Genomic DNA, 15,667 nt, shown 5'->3' on the forward strand with positions numbered 1-15,667 from the left:
AAAATACCGCCGTATTGATCAAAATTAAGTTTGAGGGGGCGCTACGGCGGTTCCTCTCTCTTATCTAAACGGATTAAGCATTTCATTTGAAAAACGCTAATGATAATGATTATCATGCGCAGCTAATTTTCTGGTTATGTGACGTGTATGCGCTATTTTCAGGCTGTTTTGGTCTTTTGTCTGCTCAGTGTGGCCTCTAACGGGCAGGCAAAGAGTGTCACCGATATTCTAGGGCGTCAGGTGGAAGTACCGGATAACCCGCAGCGTATTATTCTGGGTGAAAGCCGGATGTTATATACGTTGGCGTTATTGACGCCAGGTAATCCAGCAGAGCGCGTGATTGGTTGGCCCGCGGACCTTGAACGTTATGATGCGCAAAGCTGGCAGCTCTATACACAAAAATTTCCTGAAATCGCTCAAATTCCAATAATCGGCAATGGAAATATTCGCCAGATAAATGTTGAGCGCCTTATTCAATCGAAGCCCGATCTGATTATTTTGTCACGACTCTCCGGGGGGGAAGGTGATGACGGAACATTAGCGCGTTTAACCCAAGCCGGTATTCCCGTTATCTATGTGGATCTGCGGATCGATTTGTTAAAGCACACGGTTCCCAGTATTAAGCTGTTGGGTGAGGTGCTTAATCACCAAGCGCGCGCCGAGCAATTTATCATTTTTTATCAGCGGCATATGCAAGTGATCCAGCAGCGGCTGGCGCAGTATCAAGGGCGAAAACCGAAGGTTATGCTGCATTTACACCTTGGGCGGCGTGAAAGTTGCTGCACCACGGCCTCTAAAGGCAATCTCGGCGACCTGATTGCTTTCGCCGGTGGTGACAATATTGCCTCTTCTCGTATTAATACCCTGTATGGCGAACTGAATCCGGAAAATGTGCTGCAAGCCAATCCAGATATCTATATTGCCACCGGCATGGCGGGCCTTACTGGCAAGCGTTTTTCCAGCTTGCAATTGGGGCCACTGGTCAACGCTGAACAGGCACAAAACAGCTTCCAGCAGGTACTGTCAGACCAACCCATCCTTTCTCATCTTAGCGCGGTGACTCAGGGCCGCGCCTACAGTATTTGGCATAATTTCTACCTCAGCCCTTACCACGTTGTGGCAGTAGAGATGTTTGCCAAAGCGTTCTATCCGGATTTATTTGCTGATGTCTGTCCACAGCAAACATTCCAACAACTCTATCAACAATTTTTACCGCTACCTTTCTCAGGGATTTATTGGAGTCAGTTCAAATATGGAAATAATTAAGTGTCAGCGTTGGTACTGGTGCGGCTTGCCGCTGCTGGCGATGGGGTCGGTCGCCCAATCAGCAGACAATCGTACCGAAGACAAAAAGATCGAAAATAGAACCAAAATAGTAGTGATTGGTCAGCAAAGTGAAGCTGAGACACAAAGTTACCAGCCGACAACCAGTGTCACCGGGACTCGCACCGAGAGCAATTTGTTGAATGTACCGCAGGCGGTCAGTGTCGTGCCACGGCAGGTACTGCGTGATCAAGCCGCAAGAAACATTGATGAGGCGCTATATAACGTTAGTGGCATTACCCAGACGAATACCTTGGGTGGCACGCAAGATGCCGTTATGAAGCGCGGATTTGGCGATAACCGTGATGGTTCAATCCTGCGTGATGGTGTGCGTTCGGTACTCGCACGTAATTTCACCCCGACAACTGAGCGGGTCGAGGTACTTAAAGGCCCGGCATCAATGTTTTATGGCATGGGGGAGCCGGGTGGCGTCATCAATATGATCACTAAGAAGCCACAGTTGATGCAGCAAGCGCACATTGAAGGTTGGGGGCGCAGTTTTAACGGGGGTGGGGGCCAGTTGGATCTCACCGGCCCATTAGGCCAATCCGGTTTCGCTTATCGGATGATTGTGGATCACGATGAAACAGATTACTGGCGTAACTTTGGTCGCCATCGTCAAACCGTTGTCGCACCCTCGATAATGTGGTTTGGTGAAACGACTACCGTCCGTGTCGCTTACGAACGTATGGAATATCTCACCCCCTTTGATCGCGGCACCATTATTGATAGCCGCACGGGTAAACCAGTCGATACCCCATGCCATCGCCGATTTGACGAGATCTATAACGCGACTCGGGGTGATCAGGACAATATCACCCTGCAAGTTGATCAGGTGCTAAATGATCATTGGAAAAGCACACTGACATACGCGTATGGCCGTAACCGCTACAGTGATAATCAAGCGCGGGCTTTATCGCTCAATCCGATGACTGGAGTGTTGACTCGACAAGCCGATGCGACAGCCAGTGCAGTCAGCCAGGCTCAAGCGGTGCAAATGACACTGAATGGCGATCTGGATTTAGGAGGGATGGGCCATCAGATGCTATTTGGCTTCGACTACGAAGATAACCGTACCTACCGTGGCGATATGATCCGTGACAAAAAGAACGCGGATTTTGATATTTATCATCCGGTGTACGGTTTGATGCCAGTCTCGACGAAGGTCAGTGCTAAAAACAGCGATCACCGCAGAAACTTAAAAAGTTATGGTTGGTTTATGCAGGACGCTATTGAGCTGACCGATAAATGGATTGTACTGGCAGGTTTACGTTACGATCATTTTGATGTTTTCTCCGGTAAAGGACGGCCCTTTATCACCAATACCGAGAGTGCTGGCAGTAAATTGATCCCACGCACCGGTGTGGTCTACAAGTTAACGCCAGAAATCTCTTTTTATGGTAGTTACAGTGAATCTTTCAAGCCTAATTCGTCTATTGCTAAACAGATAAGTTCATTGCCACCAGAGCAGGGACAATCTTGGGAAATCGGTAGCAAAGTTGAATTACTTAATGGTGTGACCGGTACTCTGGCGCTATTTGATATCGCCAAACGCAATGTTATGGTCAATGAGTTAATTGATGGTGAAACAGTTACTCGCACCGCTGGACGTGTGCGTTCACAAGGTATTGAGTTAGATGTCGCGGGGCAATTGACCGATAATCTAAGCGCCATTGCCACTTATGCTTATATTGGGGCCAGAGTAACGGAAGACCCTAATAATAAAGGTAATCAGATGACGAATGTCGCCCGTAATAGTGCGTCTTTATTTCTGACCCAGACATTAGGCTCTACCGGTTGGCAGAGCGGCGATGAAATGCGAATTGGTGCGGGTGCTCGCTATGTCGGGCGGCGAGCGGGTGACGCAGCAAACCGTTTTACCCTAGATGATTACACCGTGGCTGATGCTTTTATTTCATATTCATTACTGGTTAATCATTATCGAGTGAAATGGCAGTTAAACGTGAAAAACCTGTTTGACAAAACGTATTATCCTTCAAGCGGTGGTAATTTGCGGGTTGCTGTTGGTGAGCCTCGACAGTTTGTTCTACGTGCCAGTATCGATTTCTGATTATGCTCATCACCCGATAGGGATTAACCCGCTTTATCGGGTTGGTGTGCAATATTACCTCCATTTTGTGTATCGTTAATTTTACATGCCTGTAAAGTTTGCACTACTCTCAATTATCGGTATGATTTGCATCTACAGCATATAGCTGAGTGTTAATCTAATTTCGTCGGTTAACAATAGCGGCCAGTTTTTTGATATCGAGAATTTATCCTCAGAAGTTGATGCGAAAGGATTTTCAAGTAATGACACAAACTATCTTCATGGTTGGTGCGCGTGGTGCAGGTAAGACAACAGTAGGGAAGGCGTTGGCAGAGGCATTGGGGTATCGTTTTATTGATACAGATCTGTTTATGCAGCAAACCTTACAGATGAGTGTTGCCGAAGTTGTCGCTCGCGAGGGTTGGGATGGCTTTCGTTTGCGAGAAAGTATGGCTTTGCAGACTGTCACTGCCCCTAAAACGGTGGTTGCTACCGGTGGTGGTGCGGTATTGACGCCTAAAAATCGCACATTTATGCGCAATCACGGCGTGGTTATTTACCTGCGTGCATCGGCCAATGTGCTGGCCGAGCGGTTAACCGAAGATCCAGAAGATGCTCAACGACCAAGCCTCACGGGTAAACCGATCGTTGAGGAAATGCTGGATGTATTAGCCAGCCGGGAAGCGCTCTATCAGGAAGTCGCCCATCATGTGCTGGATGCAACTCAGCAACCACAAGAAGTTGTCGAACATATTGTCCAGATTTTAGCGGATGAAACAGTGAAGTAGTGGGGGGCAGTTAGAGTAATTTGTAATATGAATAATTAGCCCATCTGATTGCCTGATAATTATACGAAGCGTACAATCATCACCTACGTAATCATTTCAACGTAAATCATTTATGTTGATTAATGCCACTCAAGGCAAGGCCAATCAAGGCGGGCCGATGAAAACCTTCAAATTATTTATCCATCAACACACCAATTTTATGCCTGCATTCTGGTCAATATTGATTGTGGTCTTTGAAACCTCGCTGGCGCTGTATATTTTACGAAACCTCTGATGCCATTCTCTTTTTCTAAAAATACGCACTTACTTAAGCTGTAAATCATTTGCGGTTGCTTTGTTTAAGTCAAATAACCGCTTTCCTCTGGGATAAAAATAAAATCTAGCACCAATTCGTGCGTTTTCTCCGCAACCTTGGTTGTGAATCCGGTAATGATCCCATTTCGTCATAATAATCAGTGACAGAGCGTTTATAGAGACTCTAATATGAAAGCTCAATTCTGATTAAGACGCGGGTGCAAAACTATGCTGAAATTTAATGAGTATTTTACCGGGAAAGTGAAATCTATTGGTTTTGACAGTGACAGCATTGGACCAGCTAGCGTTGGGGTGATGGAAAAGGGTGAATACACCTTCAGTACAGCTAAACCGGAAGAGATGACGGTCATTACTGGCAGCTTAAAGGTACTGATTCCAGGTTCGTCAGGTTGGGAAGTCTTCAAACCAGGTGAAACCTTCTATATCCCAGGGGAAAGTGAATTTAACCTGCAAGTTGCTGAAGCATCATCGTATCTGTGCAAATATTTGAGCTAATTTACTTTTAATTTAGCGAATATTTCTGCCCTCTCCATGCCAGAGAGGGCAATATTCATCCTACTAGAGTTACAGCAGTATTAGCGCTGCGCCTCACCACCCAAAGCTTCAATGAGATTTTTAATCAAGGCGGCCAGTTCACTGGTCATCAGAATAAAATCGGCATCGAAACGCTGAGCAAAATCTTCCCGATCAATATCATCGTTCTGCTCGCGTAAGGTATCAGCGAATTTCAGACGCTTCAGTGATCCATCATCGGACAGCACCAACTGAACACGCTCTTGCCAATCCAGTGCCAGCTTTGTCACCAGCTTGCCAGCTTCAATATGCACCGCGATTTCATCACTGAACAGATCCTGTTTCTTGCAACGGATCACGCCGCCATCTTCCAGAATGGCTTTCAGTTCAGCCTCATCCATCAGTGTAAAACCAGCAGGTAATTCTTTACTACGCACCCACTCAGTTAGTGTCAGCTCAATCGGGTTTTCCAATGTCAGCGGCACTACCGGTAAGGAACCCAGACTTTTTCGCAGCAACGCTAAGGTGTCTTCAGCCCGTTTAGCACTGGCCGCATCAACCATAATCAGATCATTGACCGTATCAATCCACAGGAAGGTTTGGTTAAATCGACTGAATGCTCGTGGCAATAAACTGTGCAGAACTTCATCTTTTAATGAATCTTTTTCAGTTTTTTTCAGTTTGCGATGTTGTTCACCTTCCAGACGTTCAATTTTGGCTTGTAACTCTTGCTTAATCACCGGAGATGGCAAGATTTTCTCTTCTTTACGCGCACAAATCACGATCTGACCATTAACCGTATGCGTTAAGGCATCGCTGTGTGAACCCATCGGTGATACCCAACCAGTTTTTGCCATATCCTGGCTGCCACAGGGGGTGAAACTGAGGGCGCTTAACTGTTTCTCCATTTCATCCGCAGATAGCGAGACTTCCCGGCTCAAACGGTAAACCATTAAATTCTTAAACCACAGCATAGTAATATCCCTGGCTCGGGCGCGCCTGGAGCGCGCGAGTTAATCAAACGCAGGGCGGCATGATAACGAATTGATCCCTTGACCCCTAGTAAAGAATAAGAAAAAAGCGCGCCAGCCAATCATTTTCTGAATGCAATTTTCACCCGATGGGATTTAAACACGACAGAATGCAAAATTACGGGTAACAAAGATTGTGTCACCGCGATGCATTGTCCACACTGAAAAGATAAGATTTATATTATCGTCATTGCCTTGGCACATCGGGGCATATTTATCGCTCGCAATACAACGAATAATTCCGTCAATGAGGTGGAGCGCTATGCGCATTGGTATCGATCTGGGTGGCACCAAAATAGAGGTCATTGCATTGAGCAATGATGGGCTGGAACTTTTCCGGAAGCGGGTTGATACCCCACGCCATGATTATCAAAAAACGTTGCAGGCGATTGCAGCTTTAGTTGCTGACGCCGAGCAGGCTATAGGTGAGCGGGGCAGTGTCGGGGTGGGAATTCCGGGCACACTCTCTCCTTTTACCGGCAAAGTCAAAAATGCCAATTCGGTATGGCTGAATGGTCAGTTTGTTGATAAAGATCTGTCAGATCTCATCTCGCGTCCGGTGCGTCTGGCAAATGATGCTAATTGTTTGGCTGTTTCTGAAGCCACTGATGGCGCCGGTGCGGGGAAGCATCTGGTATTTGCTGCCATTATTGGCACGGGTTGTGGGTCAGGTATTGCTATTGATGGACGGGTCCATGCGGGCGGCAATGGCATCGCCGGTGAGTGGGGTCATAATCCTTTGCCGTGGCAGAATGACGAAGAACGCCAATATCAGCAGGAGGTTGCTTGTTATTGCGGCAAAAAAGGCTGTATTGAGACGTTTGTCTCCGGCACAGGTTTTGCCACTGATTACTTTCGTCTGAGTGGAAAACCACTTAAAGGCCATGAGATCATTACGTTGGTTGAGCAGGGGGATGCGCTAGCCGAACAGGCCATGAGCAATTATGAGCAACGTTTTGCCAAGTCATTGGCTCATGTCATTAACCTGTTTGACCCCGATGTCGTGGTCTTGGGCGGAGGAATGAGTAATATCGATCGCCTCTATAAAACATTGCCTGCGTTAATCAGCCCTTGGGTATTTGGTGGAGAGTGTGAAACCCCAATTCGCAAGGCAGTGCACGGAGATTCGAGTGGGGTGCGTGGCGCTGCTTGGTTGTGGCCAACCGCCCTTCGCCCTTGACGCCACAGCGTTGTTAGCGACGCTCGCGCACCCGAATCACTGACTTGAGTCAGCTCATCGGGACTTGTTCGCTTGCTGCCTAGCTGTAACGCCAATGGCTCGGGGTAAAACTCAGTCTGGATTGACGCGGAAGATATTATCTAAACGACTGACACCCAGTCCGTTGACTTTCTTCACTTTTATTTGCACCGGAATTCGGTCTTTCATCGCCTCAACATGGCTGATGACACCTATAGTTTTACCCGACGCATTCAGGCTATCAAGTGCATCCAGCGCGGTATCCAGTGTTTCCGCATCCAGCGTGCCGAAGCCCTCATCGAGGAACAGTGAGTCAATGCTGGTTTTATGACTGACCAGATCCGACAGTGCGAGTGCCAGCGCCAGACTAACCAGAAAACTTTCACCTCCTGATAGTGTACGGGTATCGCGTATGGCATCGGCTTGCCATGTATCCACCACTTGCAGCTCCAGTGCATCACTGGTTTTGCGCTGCAACAGATAGCGGCCATGCAAGCGACTGAGTTGGTTATTGGCTAAATAGACCAGATGATCGAGTGTCAGCCCTTGGGCAAATTTGCGGAATTTATCACCTTCTTTGGAGCCAATTAACTGATTGAGATAGCTCCAGTCATCATATTGCTGCTGGCTACGTTCAATTTGTTCAAACAGTGCGTGTTGGTTGTTACGGCGAGCTACGTCACTTTCGAGCTGATTGCGTAGTTCACCTTGGCGTAAGGTATTGGTTTTCAGCTGTGCTAAGAGTTGTTCCGATTGCAACTGTAACACTGCCAATTCAGATGTCCGATCGACACCCGATGGGCACTGTTGTAAATGTTGTTCCAGCGCTTCGTTGGTTTGCTGCTGACGGATATGGATTTGTTGTTGCCGCTCGTTCAATTGCAGTTGCAATTGCTGCAAATGTTGCCTCTCTTCTTCACTCAGCAAGGCTGCAGTCAGTGCCGCTTCATCTGTGAACTCACTAATCTCCAGTGCCTGTTGCAACTCAGCTTGAGCTGCTGCCACACGCTGCTGATTATGCAGGTATTGCTGCTCTAACCCCTCCAATTCACCGGATAATCGGCTGAGCTGGGATTGAGCCAGTTGCAGGGCTTCTGCGGCGTTTTGCTGTACCAGATCCACCTGCTGCTGTTGCAGACGTAATAACTGGCGCGCTTCACTAACACGACTGTCGCCAAACAGTTCATGGCGCTGCTGATGGTACTGTTGGAGTAGGGTTTCGGTCTGTTGATGCTGCTGAGTCAGCTCAGTTAATTGATCAACGTACGCTTGCAAATGGCGGCGCTCATCTTCAATCCGCGTCTCCAGTGCTTTTTGCTCCAGCACCCGTTGTTGCTGCTCTTGCTGGTACTGCTGCCAGCGTTGGCTCTCTTCTTCCCGCTGTGTCAGCCAACTCTGTTGTTGGTCTGTTCCAGGGGTTGAGAGTGATAATTCAGCCAGCGCATTGTGGAAGCCCTGACGCATCAGTGCTAACTCATCCTGCTGGCGTTGATGTTGCGCTAATAACGTCTGGTGGGATTGCTGGGTATCTTGTTGACGCTGCGTGATTAATGCCAACTGTTGCAGATGTTTTTGCTGCTGCTGTTCAGCTTGAGCCAGAACATCCTTCGCTTGCTGATGTTGCTGATTTAAACGCTCATATTCGGCCAGTTGTTGTTGGCAGTTTTGTTCTAACTGTTCCTGCTGTTCTAACCAAGTCGCTAAAGCTGCAGGTTCATTCAAGGCGAATGTCAGTGCCAGTGGTTGTGCCAGTTTTTGCCAAAGCTTTTTATAATCAGCCAATTGCTGGCTGTTTTGTTGTACTTCTTGCTCCAAACGTTGCTGCTGTTGCTGCACACTCTCTACCTGAGTGCGCAACTCCGTTCCGGCGGCGAAGAGTTGATCGACTTGAAGGCGCAGTTCTTCAACACGTTTAGCCGTTTCTGAGGGTTGTACCGCCTGATACTCAGTAACGGCCGGATGATCCAACGCCCCACATAATGGGCAGGCTTTTCCCGATTGCAGTTTGGCCCTTTCCGCCTCTAATCCGGCTATCTGTTTTTCGCGCTCCCACAAGCTTTCCAGATCTGTCAGATGCTGTTTTTGCTGTTTATACAACTGACGTTTTTCTGCCAACTGCTGCTCAAGCAGTTTTAGCTGTTGCTGCTGGCTAACGAATTGCTGTTGTTGCTTATCGAGCAGTGACTGGACTTGTTGTGCCAAAGGCGATAGTGCAGCTAATTGTTGCCGTGTGGCCCGCTGTTGCTGGAGTTCGCCCCATTGTTGGCGTAGCTGTGCTGAAGGCTGCTGTTGCTCAAGCGCTAATAATTGCTGCTGGAGGCTACCCGCCTGCGAAGTGGCTTGTATCAATGTTGCTTGCTGTTGTTTGTCTTGCTCATTCAGCGTAGTAATTTGTTGTTGTAACGTATTGAGCAGCGTGACCTGTTGTTGTAGCTGCTGTTCGCTCTCAACTGACTGCTGTTGCAGTATATGCAGTTGGCGGAACTGTTCACGCCATAACGGCAGGTTCTTTTCCCAGTGCTGATGATGGGGATGCTGGCGCGCATATTCAGCCAATTGTTGTAGGCGCTGATGAGTTTGTAGCCGTTGCTGCTCATTGAGTGCAAGCTGTTGTCTCTCTTGCTGTTCTTTGCCCTGTAACTGTTGTAACTGCGTAGCAAGTTGCGCCAACGTGTGCTGCTGCTGCGCAATCGTGTTATCCAGCGGGACGACTTTTTGTTCGATCAGCGTTTCTTGTTCATGCTGTTTCACCGCCTGCTGCTGGCGAGCCAAATTAGCTTGCTCCAACGCTTCAGCCAGTGGTGTCAGTTGAGTCTGAAGTTGCTGCTGCTGTTGGGTCAGTGTGGTGATACGCAATTGTATCTGCTGCAAGTCTTGTCGACTGCGTGAGCATTCCCGCAGCAAGGGACGCAGTTTTTCAGCAGGTTCACTTCGGGCTAGTCGCTGCAATTCCGGCTGAGCTTGCTCGAATGCTTGCTCAATCAGTTTTTGTTGCTGCTGATATTCCAGCGCACTCTTTTGCTGCTGCTGCCAATGGGTTAGCCAGCTTATTTGCTGCGGATTCACCGATTGTTCTGCGGCAAGTTGCTTCTCTTGTTGGCTAAGTTCATCTATTTGTTGCGATAGAGCTGACCGCTGCTCTTCATTTAGTAACTCAATGCCGCTTGCCCTCTGGTGTAAGGCGTCCAGATCGGTTTTGGCCTGCTTGTGTTGTTCAAAAACATGTTCAGATAGCCGCCCATAGATGTCAGTACCCGTTAACTCTTCCAATAACTCAGCACGATCATTGGCGTCGGCATTGAGGAATGCGGCAAATTGCCCCTGTGACAACATCATGGATTTGGTAAAACGGCCAAAATCCAGCCCGGTTATCTCAGCAACCATATCGAGCTTATCACGCACTTTATCGGCCAGAATCTTGCCGCTTTCGCAAAGCGCTAACTCAACTTTAGGCGCTTGCAGATTTCCTTCGGGGCTGTTTTTAGCGCGACGTTGACTCCAAAATGCGCGATAGCGGGTGTCTTTCACCTCAAATTCAACTTCGGCCAGCGACTCGGCGGTATGACGTGTCATCAACTCATTGTGGCTCGGCGTGACATTTAGGCGCGGCGTTTGGTGGTACAGCGCAAGGCAAATCGCATCCAGTAGCGTGGTTTTCCCCGCGCCAGTGGGGCCGGTGATGGCGAATAAGCCGTTGCTGGCGAATGGCTCAGCAGTGAAATCTATCTTCCACTCCCCTTGTAGGGAGTTAATGTTTTTTAGGCGCAGGCTTAAAATTCTCATATCGGCTGCTCCTCTGCGGCATCTTTACCTTGCGTGATCTCTTCAACCACCTGATTGAACATCTGGCGCATCCGCTGCTGACGTGGTTCGGCTAAATCTGCTTCTAGTGCGAGCCTACGTTCAAATACATCGGAGACACTCAGCTCATTGAGTGTCTCTTTCTCTTGCTGCTCAATGCTGTTGTTACGCTGCTCTTTGCTGCGACGTAATAGTACGACCTCGACGGGTAGATCTGTGGCCAGCGCCTGAATCCGCCTTTGAATATCAGTGAGATAGTCTTGGGTGGCAACTTCGATATCCAGCCAGACCGGTAAGCCCTGATGGTCAGCAAATTTAGCCAATTGCTGCTCTATTTGCTGCAAATCCCCTTTAATGAGCTGCATCGGCTGAAATTGCGGGATGAGTAATGGGGTCACTGATGCCAAGGCCTGTTGGGCAAACTCCACCAGATAGACACTTTTCTCTTTGCCCAACTCATCAAAACTCAGGGCAATGGGGGAACCGCTGTAACGAATATGCTCTGTTTTAGCCACTTGCTGTGCACGGTGTATATGGCCCAGTGCAATATAATCTGCCGGTGGAAAAGCTTGGGCGGGAAACGCATCCAGTGTGCCGATATAGATATCACGAACTGAATCTGAGGTAGTGACCCCCACGGTGGTGAGATGCCCAGTGGCGATAATAGGCAGAGGCAAGCCAAATTCGGTGCGCAGTTCAACAGCGCGCTGATATAGCGCTTGATAGTGGCTGGCTATGGCTTCCTGCAGTGCCAGCTGTTTTTGCCCGCCAGATTCACCGGCTTGGCTGGTCACTAAGTCCCGTGGGCGCAAGAAGGGAATTGCGCACAGTAAGGCCGCAGGTTGCTGCTGACGGTTTTTCAGCGTAATGATTTGCTGTTCGAGATTGCTACTGGCACAGGAGATCACTGTAGTATTCAGATAGGAAAGCAAACCACGTGATTCATTCAGTGTTGAGACTGAATCGTGATTTCCCCCGAGAACCACCAACTGGCAGCCAGTGGGCTGGAGTTCAACCACAAAGCAGTTATAGAGCTCACGGGCATAGCTGGGCGGGGAGCCAGTATCAAAGATATCACCGGCGACAATCAACGCATCTACCTGATTTTCTTCGATCTGCTTAATGAGCCAGTGCAGAAATGCTTGATGTTCGGCAGCCCGGCTTTTGGTGAAGAAATGCTGGCCTAAATGCCAATCAGAGGTATGGATAATGCGCATAAATCTCCCGCACGGCAGGTTATCAGTCAAAGAGAATGGCGCTGATTATAAACGCTGACCGCAGGATGTCGCGGCTAAAACAGTAGCATAAGACAAATCTCCGAGACGTCTCGCAAACTTGGCTGCTGCATTTTGCAATTACCGTAAAATTTATCACTATGCTTATTGCTTGTAGAAGCGCGATGTTTTTCATAAAAATGTCACAAAACTGACGCATAATGGCTCCCGAAATCAAATAGTGACCACTAACTTACTGGCAGGGTTGATGATGGCAAGACGCATACTGGTGGTGGAAGATGAAGCGCCAATCCGTGAGATGGTGTGCTTTGTGTTGGAGCAGAATGGTTACCAACCGTTAGAAGCCGAAGATTATGACAGCGCAGTCACTCGTCTGTCGGAGCCTTTCCCTGATTTAGTGCTGTTGGACTGGATGCTGCCGGGTGGCTCGGGTATCCAGTTTATTAAGCATATGAAACGCGAAGCATTGACCAGAGACATTCCGGTGATGATGTTGACCGCCCGTGGCGAAGAAGAAGATCGGGTACGCGGTTTGGAAGTGGGTGCGGATGACTATATTACCAAGCCTTTTTCGCCGAAAGAGCTGGTGGCACGTATCAAGGCGGTTATGCGCCGAATATCGCCAATGGCGGTTGAAGAAGTCATTGAAATGCAAGGCTTAAGCCTTGACCCCTCCTCGCATCGAGTGATGGCTAACGAGCAAGCACTGGATATGGGGCCGACCGAGTTCAAGCTGCTGCACTTCTTTATGACCCATCCTGAGCGCGTTTACAGCCGTGAGCAGTTGCTTAATTATGTCTGGGGCACTAACGTTTATGTAGAAGATCGTACGGTCGACGTGCATATTCGTCGGCTACGCAAGGCGCTTGAAGTTGATGGTCATGACCGCATGGTACAAACTGTCCGGGGAACTGGATACCGTTTCTCAACGCGCTACTGAGTTTTCAGTGCCGGAGAATTCGTTGTGTTAGAACGTTTATCATGGAAAACGCTGGCTTTAGAGCTGGCTCTTTTTTGTTTGCCAGCATTATTGCTGGGCGCTTTTATCGGGTATCTCCCTTGGCTATTGCTGGTCTCCGTACTCGCGGCGCTGATCTGGAACTTCTATAACCAACTCAAATTATCTCATTGGCTGTGGTTAGACCGCAGCATGACACCGCCTGCGGGCCGTTGGAGTTGGGAGCCGCTGTTTTACGGCTTATACCAGATGCAACTGAGAAATCGTCGGCGTCGGCGCGAGTTGGCATTACTTATCAAGCGCTTTCGTAGCGGTGCCGAATCACTGCCGGATGCAGTGGTTATCACGACAATTGATGGCAATATCTTCTGGTGTAACGGGCTGGCCCAGCAATTGCTCGGGTTCCGCTGGCCGGAGGATAATGGTCAGCATATCCTCAACTTATTGCGCTACCCGGAATTCAGCCAATATCTGCAACAACAAGCCTTTTCCCGCCCACTGACCCTGCAATTGAATAATGGTTATTATGTCGAGTTCCGCGTGATGCCTTATTCAGAAGGGCAATTATTGATGGTCGCCCGTGATGTGACCCAAATGCGGCAGTTGGAAGGGGCGAGACGTAACTTTTTTGCTAACGTCAGCCATGAGCTGCGCACCCCCCTGACAGTGTTGCAGGGCTATTTGGAAATGATGCATGACCAAGAATTGGCCGGGCCATTGCGGGATAAAGCGCTAGGGACGATGCAGGAGCAGACCAAGCGCATGGATGGGTTGGTTAAACAACTATTGACGCTCTCACGTATTGAGGCAGCACCTAATGTGGATATGAATGAGCGGGTGGATATCCCGTTGATGCTAAAAGTATTGCAGCATGAGGTGCAGGCGCTGAGTAATGGCCGCCACGAGATTACTTTCCGGGTGAACGAGCAGTTAAAGGTGTTTGGCAACGAAGACCAACTGCGCAGTGCCGTTTCGAATCTGGTCTATAACGCGGTTAATCACACCCCTGATGGCACCAAAATTGAGGTGTGTTGGCAACAAACACCACAAGGCGCACAATTTCAGGTCAGCGACAATGGGCCGGGGATTGGTCCGGAGCATGTGCCACGGCTAACGGAACGTTTCTATCGGGTGGATAAAGCGCGATCACGACAAACGGGCGGCAGTGGGTTGGGGCTGGCGATTGTGAAGCATGCATTGAGTCACCACGACGCGCGTTTAGAGGTGATGAGTGAAATTGGATTGGGTACGCGATTTATTTTTACCTTGCCGAACCGGTTGATTGTTCCCGCGGTTTTAGCCGAGAATGCAGTCAAATCCTAATACTGCATGGATACTAAGCTGATGAGATGGGGAAAACCGGCGCTGTTCACTGCCATGCTAGGGTTTAGCTGTGCTGCCTTCACGCAGCAGGTGATGTTATCGCCGATGGCGGCGGAGTATTCACCCGCGCCAGTTGCTGATGCCCATACCTTGTCAGGTAATCTTTCCAGTGTTGGCTCTGATACCTTAGCCAACTTGCTCTCCTTGTGGGGTGATGATTTCAATCATCACTATCCCGGTGTTAATTTGCAGATTCAGGCTGCTGGCTCCTCAACTGCGCCTGCTGCGTTAGCGGCTGGGGCTGCCCAGCTTGGCCCGATGAGTCGGCCAATGAAAGCCGGTGAAATTACTGCATTTATTCAACGCTATGGCTATCCGCCACTGGCTGTCCCTGTGGCCGTCGATGCATTGGTGGTTTTTGTCCATCAGGATAACCCGCTGAATAAACTGACTTTATCGCAGCTTGATGCTATTTTCTCGCAAAATCGCCGCTGTGGAGCACCTCGCCCGATTCAGCGCTTTGGTGAGTTGGGGTTAGCAGGTGACTGGGCTGCTCGCACTTTACAGCGTTATAGCCGAAATTCAGCCTCAGGAACCTATGGCTACTTTAAGCATCGGGTGCTGTGCGATGGTGATTTTGTAAATAATATTAATGAGTTGCCCGGCTCTGCTTCCGTGGTACAGGCGGTGGCGGGGTCATTAAATGGCATTGGTTATGCCAGTATCGGCTTTCGTAATAGTGGTGTTAAGCCACTGGCACTGGCGGCTTCTGGGCAAGATTTTGTCTCGCCGACGGCCGAAAATGTTAAAGATGGCCGCTATCCTCTCTCGCGTTATCTCTATATTTACATCAATAAAGTACCGGGCCAGCCGTTGGAACCGCTGACTGCGGCATTCCTTGAGCGAGTTTTATCGCCAGAAGGGCAAAAACGAGCGACCCATGATGGCTATTTGCCTTTACCTCCTGAGGTACTGACCCAGACCCGAAAAGCATTGGGTTTTGCTGATTAGTCTGTTTTTAATGGCACTTTTCTTCCACGCAATTGGCTACTCTCTCCCACGAAAAACCACAATTTAGCGATGATTTTTTCACCCGATGAGTGGGGCGGGGTGGGTGAGATTGACTATAAAT

The 15,667-nt window shown here is 49.0% G+C and carries 12 protein-coding genes; 9 read left to right on the plus strand and 3 right to left on the minus strand.

Annotated features, from left to right (window positions below; translation table 11 throughout):
- The first annotated feature begins 147 nt into the window (after positions 1 to 147).
- The 5 genes from ACZ76_RS13765 (at position 148) to ppnP (ending at position 4,971) form a co-directional block, all read left to right on the plus strand.
- Complete coding sequence (locus ACZ76_RS13765) at positions 148 to 1,266, plus strand: ABC transporter substrate-binding protein (protein ID WP_048619420.1); 1,119 nt, start codon at positions 148 to 150, stop codon at positions 1,264 to 1,266.
- Positions 1,253 to 3,394, plus strand: coding sequence for a TonB-dependent siderophore receptor (locus ACZ76_RS13770; RefSeq protein ID WP_048619421.1), 2,142 nt, complete (start codon positions 1,253 to 1,255; stop codon positions 3,392 to 3,394). The genes ACZ76_RS13765 and ACZ76_RS13770 overlap by 14 nt, the downstream gene beginning before the upstream one ends.
- Positions 3,395 to 3,636: 242 nt before the next feature.
- Entirely contained in the window at positions 3,637 to 4,161 is a 525-nt protein-coding gene (aroL, locus tag ACZ76_RS13775) for a shikimate kinase AroL (protein WP_048619422.1), read from the plus strand.
- A gap of 112 nt (positions 4,162 to 4,273) precedes the next feature.
- Positions 4,274 to 4,435 (plus strand): hypothetical protein, encoded by a 162-nt coding sequence (locus ACZ76_RS19330; RefSeq protein ID WP_156312868.1) that lies wholly within the window; start codon positions 4,274 to 4,276, stop codon positions 4,433 to 4,435.
- Positions 4,436 to 4,683: 248 nt separating this feature from the next.
- Positions 4,684 to 4,971 carry a pyrimidine/purine nucleoside phosphorylase gene (gene ppnP / locus ACZ76_RS13780; RefSeq protein ID WP_004873495.1) on the plus strand — a complete coding sequence of 96 codons (288 nt, stop codon included), beginning with the start codon at positions 4,684 to 4,686 and terminating at the stop codon, positions 4,969 to 4,971.
- 80 nt (positions 4,972 to 5,051) lie between these two features.
- Here ppnP and rdgC read toward each other — a convergent pair whose 3' ends face one another.
- On the minus strand, positions 5,052 to 5,963 hold the full coding sequence (rdgC, locus tag ACZ76_RS13785; protein WP_048619423.1) for a recombination-associated protein RdgC: 912 nt from the start codon (positions 5,961 to 5,963) through the stop codon (positions 5,052 to 5,054).
- A 319-nt stretch (positions 5,964 to 6,282) separates the two neighbouring features.
- On the opposite strand from rdgC, the gene mak reads away from it, so the two are divergent.
- Complete coding sequence (gene mak / locus ACZ76_RS13790; RefSeq protein ID WP_048619424.1) at positions 6,283 to 7,200, plus strand: fructokinase; 918 nt, start codon at positions 6,283 to 6,285, stop codon at positions 7,198 to 7,200.
- Positions 7,201 to 7,311: 111 nt separating this feature from the next.
- Here mak and ACZ76_RS13795 read toward each other — a convergent pair whose 3' ends face one another.
- Positions 7,312 to 11,001, minus strand: coding sequence for an AAA family ATPase (locus tag ACZ76_RS13795; protein ID WP_048619425.1), 3,690 nt, complete (start codon positions 10,999 to 11,001; stop codon positions 7,312 to 7,314).
- On the minus strand, positions 10,998 to 12,236 hold the full coding sequence (gene sbcD / locus ACZ76_RS13800) for an exonuclease subunit SbcD (protein WP_048619426.1): 1,239 nt from the start codon (positions 12,234 to 12,236) through the stop codon (positions 10,998 to 11,000). The genes ACZ76_RS13795 and sbcD overlap by 4 nt, the downstream gene beginning before the upstream one ends.
- A gap of 268 nt (positions 12,237 to 12,504) precedes the next feature.
- On the opposite strand from sbcD, the gene phoB reads away from it, so the two are divergent.
- From phoB to ACZ76_RS13815, 3 genes are all read left to right on the plus strand, one after another.
- Positions 12,505 to 13,194, plus strand: a complete 690-nt coding sequence (gene phoB, locus ACZ76_RS13805; RefSeq protein WP_032899207.1) for a phosphate response regulator transcription factor PhoB — start codon at positions 12,505 to 12,507, stop codon at positions 13,192 to 13,194.
- A 24-nt stretch (positions 13,195 to 13,218) separates the two neighbouring features.
- A complete protein-coding gene (gene phoR / locus ACZ76_RS13810) occupies positions 13,219 to 14,535 on the plus strand; it encodes a phosphate regulon sensor histidine kinase PhoR (protein ID WP_048619427.1) in 1,317 nt (438 codons plus the stop codon).
- Between the two features lie 93 nt (positions 14,536 to 14,628).
- Positions 14,629 to 15,546, plus strand: coding sequence for a PstS family phosphate ABC transporter substrate-binding protein (locus ACZ76_RS13815; RefSeq protein WP_412179162.1), 918 nt, complete (start codon positions 14,629 to 14,631; stop codon positions 15,544 to 15,546).
- Positions 15,547 to 15,667 lie beyond the last annotated feature (121 nt).

Source organism: Yersinia aleksiciae (assembly GCF_001047675.1).
GTDB classification, from domain to species: Bacteria; Pseudomonadota; Gammaproteobacteria; order Enterobacterales; family Enterobacteriaceae; genus Yersinia; species Yersinia aleksiciae.

What these genes read in the sequence shown, in the direction of transcription:
- ACZ76_RS13795 (WP_048619425.1), bottom strand. Translation starts at nt 11,001, where the DNA reads ATGAGAATTTTAAGCCTGCGCCTAAAAAACATTAACTCCCTACAAGGG.
- rdgC (WP_048619423.1), bottom strand. Translation starts at nt 5,963, where the DNA reads ATGCTGTGGTTTAAGAATTTAATGGTTTACCGTTTGAGCCGGGAAGTC.
- sbcD (WP_048619426.1), bottom strand. Translation starts at nt 12,236, where the DNA reads ATGCGCATTATCCATACCTCTGATTGGCATTTAGGCCAGCATTTCTTC.
- aroL (WP_048619422.1), top strand. Translation starts at nt 3,637, where the DNA reads ATGACACAAACTATCTTCATGGTTGGTGCGCGTGGTGCAGGTAAGACA.
- phoB (WP_032899207.1), top strand. Translation starts at nt 12,505, where the DNA reads ATGGCAAGACGCATACTGGTGGTGGAAGATGAAGCGCCAATCCGTGAG.
- mak (WP_048619424.1), top strand. Translation starts at nt 6,283, where the DNA reads ATGCGCATTGGTATCGATCTGGGTGGCACCAAAATAGAGGTCATTGCA.
- ACZ76_RS19330 (WP_156312868.1), top strand. Translation starts at nt 4,274, where the DNA reads ATGTTGATTAATGCCACTCAAGGCAAGGCCAATCAAGGCGGGCCGATG.
- ACZ76_RS13770 (WP_048619421.1), top strand. Translation starts at nt 1,253, where the DNA reads ATGGAAATAATTAAGTGTCAGCGTTGGTACTGGTGCGGCTTGCCGCTG.
- ACZ76_RS13815 (WP_412179162.1), top strand. Translation starts at nt 14,629, where the DNA reads ATGTTATCGCCGATGGCGGCGGAGTATTCACCCGCGCCAGTTGCTGAT.
- ppnP (WP_004873495.1), top strand. Translation starts at nt 4,684, where the DNA reads ATGCTGAAATTTAATGAGTATTTTACCGGGAAAGTGAAATCTATTGGT.
- ACZ76_RS13765 (WP_048619420.1), top strand. Translation starts at nt 148, where the DNA reads ATGCGCTATTTTCAGGCTGTTTTGGTCTTTTGTCTGCTCAGTGTGGCC.